General features: G+C 33.0%; 4 protein-coding genes. 1 reads left to right on the top strand and 3 read right to left on the bottom strand.

Annotation, left to right across the window (positions count from 1 at the left end; translation table 11 throughout):
* The coding region (locus HPY60_11835; GenBank protein NPV51866.1) for a hypothetical protein at window positions 1-325 on the top strand (325 nt) is incomplete at its 5' end.
* Between the two features lie 218 nt (window positions 326-543).
* On the opposite strand, the gene HPY60_11830 is transcribed toward HPY60_11835, so the two are convergent.
* The 3 genes from HPY60_11830 to HPY60_11820 form a co-directional block, all read right to left on the bottom strand.
* Window positions 544-1,512: a DUF262 domain-containing protein gene (locus tag HPY60_11830; GenBank protein NPV51865.1), complete on the bottom strand. Its 969-nt coding sequence runs from the start codon at window positions 1,510-1,512 to the stop codon at window positions 544-546.
* A 118-nt stretch (window positions 1,513-1,630) separates the two neighbouring features.
* Entirely contained in the window at window positions 1,631-1,897 is a 267-nt protein-coding gene (locus HPY60_11825) for a DUF262 domain-containing protein (protein ID NPV51864.1), read from the bottom strand.
* A 349-nt stretch (window positions 1,898-2,246) separates the two neighbouring features.
* Window positions 2,247-2,438 (bottom strand): hypothetical protein, encoded by a 192-nt coding sequence (locus HPY60_11820; protein NPV51863.1) that lies wholly within the window; start codon window positions 2,436-2,438, stop codon window positions 2,247-2,249.
* Window positions 2,439-2,679 lie beyond the last annotated feature (241 nt).

The raw sequence follows: 2,679 nt of genomic DNA, 5'->3' as shown, positions 1-2,679 counted from the left end.
TAAGATAATGAGCTCAGAACTGGGTTTTGGGATTGCCTCAAAGCTGTGCAATCTTGTACTTAAGAAACTGCCTTGTCTTTTAAATCTTGATGAGGATTTTAAACAAAGATTGATTCGTTTACTCCATGTTCCCCTTGATCACTACTCTATAGTTGGATTGAGAAGGCTTATTACTAATCCCAAGATACCATCTAATGCAACAATGAATTTTATTAAAAAACCAGAGGAATATCTACTACTTCAGAGATACATAGCGGATGTAGCTAAAGAAGCAGGTGTCCCTGCAATTTACTATGATATCCTGGCCTGGGATATGGCACATTAGAAGAGGATAAAAATCAGCTTTAAGAGCTTTCTTTACAGTGTTTCTTGATACCCCAACAAGCTTAGCAATTGCTCTTGTGCCAAGCTCTGGATTTTTCTTCTTAAGATTCCTTATTGTTACCCAATCTTCCATGTTTATCACCCTTTCACCCTGTTTGGGGGTTACTTTAATAGAAAAGTGGGTCAATTTTCATGAGAATTTTCATTGGACTTCGGGAATTAATCTCTACCACCTCTCTTCCTATTACAAAATCTATGAACAAGTCTGGCATTAGACGGCATAGTCTTTCCTCCTCTCCAGTAAAAATCAATGTGGTCCACTTCAGAATCATCTATAGTTTGTATTTTTTGGCCACAGATACTACATGTTGGGTTAGTTTCATATAATTGCTTTTTGTATTCCCATTTAAAAGTACGTGGTTCTGATGATGGATATCCCACGATATTTTTTAATGACTCTCTCCATTTATCAAATCGATATTGTGTATTTTCAAGACTATCGGTAGAGATTCTTATTGAATCTATAAACCGCTGATCATGGGTCATTAACCATAACAATTCTTCACGAATAGCATCAGCATTGGGGACTATCTGATGCTTCTCATAATTTGAAAAACTCCACATTACTACATCAAACAAACCCTTGTTTAATTTTCTAGTCTCCCAATACCCATTTGGATCCTTATCATTACCAGGGATAAATCTTCTAAATGCTTTATCTCCAAAAACCGTTCTCACGAGGTCAACTGTATTTCTGAATACTGCTTTTAGTTTTTTTGCTTCATCATCAGATAAGTTACAATAACTCTCCATTTCTCTGTTTAGAAATTGTTTCATGGGTGGTTTATATTTAAGATGTGTGTTATGATAAAATGCGAAAAATCGCAATATTAACTCTCTATCAAGCATACGATCTTTAAGTTTTGGAGAGTTCAATATCTCTTGATATTTTTCATTTTCAGACAATTCTTTTAGAAGATCGTTATATTTTCCACGATATATGCAATTTCGGAGTTCTTGATCATTCAGTTTTACAGAACCTGTATTTAGCCTTTCAAATATTTCAAATTTTACGTCTGAGTCAGAATCCTTTGTTATTACTATGAAAGGTAGAGAATAATTTTCTATCACTTTCTGCGCATGCTTATCTAAGTCTTTGAATGTTTTATTGTTGAGTTCTCTTAACACTCCTAGACCTTGTAACTTAAATGATTTATTGTTTTTAGGGAATGTACCATCCAAAAAAGAAAAAATAGAGAGTAAACGTTGTTGCCCGTCAATTACGATCTCAGTTCCTTTTTCCGTTTCAGCGGTATATAACAGGGATAGGGACGCCCAATAAAATAGATTCTATTAATCGGCTTGCTTTTTTGATGTCCCATACAAAACCTCTTTGGAATGCAGGCCTAACATCTAAATCTCTTCTTTTATAGTCTCTGAATATGTGTTTAATTTGCTTTGTTGGAGTTTTAAAGTAAATTTTTCTTCTTTCTGCTGGGATTTCTAACGGTGTTTCATCTGGTTGTTCTTCATCAAACAACTCTTCAGATTCTACTAATTCGTTTTCATTCATTTCTATTACCTCCTTTGTCCCGAAGTCCAAATTCGGACAACTATTTTATATCCGAACAGTTCAGATATATCTCTAAATTTGGAAATATGTAAACTAGTTGCATACATAACTATTTTAATTAACCTGCTAAAGCTTAGCATCGTTTAACATCATATAATAATACATAGCAAATAAAAGCAAAAAGTCAAGTTCATTTTCAAAAAATTTACCTTTTTCAGGATAGGTATGGGTAGATCTCATCGTCAATCAAAATAGGATAGAGATTTTATTTTTTCTGATTTCTTCCTTGTGGTGGATTAAGTTGGGAGGAATTTTTGAAATAGCTTAAGGCTGCCCTGATTATAATTAATTAGAGTTTGTAATATAATGCCTCATCATCATTTAATTTTCTTAACAAAATCATTTTAACCCTCTTTTGTTTATATTCAATTTTTTTCTTTGGAATAACCCCCTTTTTCTCTGAATGTAAATTTTCATTAAAATTGACCAGGGTTTTTTCACGAAATTTGTCCCACCATATATTTTTCGCACTTTTTCTCAAATAGTTCTCTCATCCTGTAGCTTTTCCTTTTGCTTTTTAGGAATTTTTTCAATTATTACTAGCTGTTTTCTTCTTAAGTAAATAACTCTTTTAACACTCCTTATTGTTACCCAATCTTCCATGTTTATCACCCTTTCCTTTCCACCCTGTTCTAGGGGTTATTATGATAGAAAAGTGGGTCAATTTTCAGTGAGAATTTTCAGTATAAAACAAAAAACTACATAAGATGTATTTGTTAAGA

The organism is Methanofastidiosum sp., from assembly GCA_013178285.1.
Taxonomy (GTDB): Archaea; Methanobacteriota_B; Thermococci; order Methanofastidiosales; family Methanofastidiosaceae; genus Methanofastidiosum.
The sequence above is the reverse complement of the archived record's forward strand: the minus strand, read 5'-3'. Positions and strand labels throughout refer to the sequence as shown.